Source organism: Pseudomonas juntendi, assembly GCF_009932375.1.
GTDB lineage: Bacteria > Pseudomonadota > Gammaproteobacteria > Pseudomonadales > Pseudomonadaceae > Aquipseudomonas > Aquipseudomonas juntendi.
This window is the reverse complement of the sequence record NZ_BLJG01000459.1, coordinates 1-391: the sequence shown is the minus strand read 5'-3', so window position 1 is coordinate 391 and position 391 is coordinate 1. Positions and strand designations below refer to the sequence as shown.

Annotated in this window: 1 protein-coding gene; it reads right to left on the bottom strand. The window is 60.9% G+C overall.

Translation table 11 applies throughout. The annotated features are described in order from the left end of the window. Positions 1–42 precede the first annotated feature (42 nt). The coding region (locus GYA94_RS26720) for an REP-associated tyrosine transposase (protein ID WP_161893460.1) at positions 43–391 on the bottom strand (349 nt) is incomplete at its 5' end.

The following is a 391-nucleotide window of genomic DNA, read 5'->3' as shown; positions in this document are numbered from 1 at the left end:
GCCTTGTGTCGCGAAATGAGGGCGAAGCCCTCACCGGCGCTGTCACAGCCACACACAATCCCAATGTGGATATTCACCCGCCTTGCGCACCAGACCGGCGCGAATGGGGTTGGCGATGATATAGCGTGCGGCAACTCTCACATCTTCGTCTTTGCGCAGCGCGCGGTCGTAGAAGCCTGGCTGCCATATGTGCTGGCGCGCAGCACCGGTACGGTAGAGGGCACAACTGCTCCGCGACTTGAAGGCGCACATGAGCTTGCTCAGATGGGTTGGCCCAAGCTCGATCAGCCAATGCAAATGGTCCGGCATCAATACCCAGGCCAGAGTCCGGCAGTCGCCTTGCTGATCGCTGAGTTGCAACTGCCGGATCACCGCGCGCGCAAACCAGAGG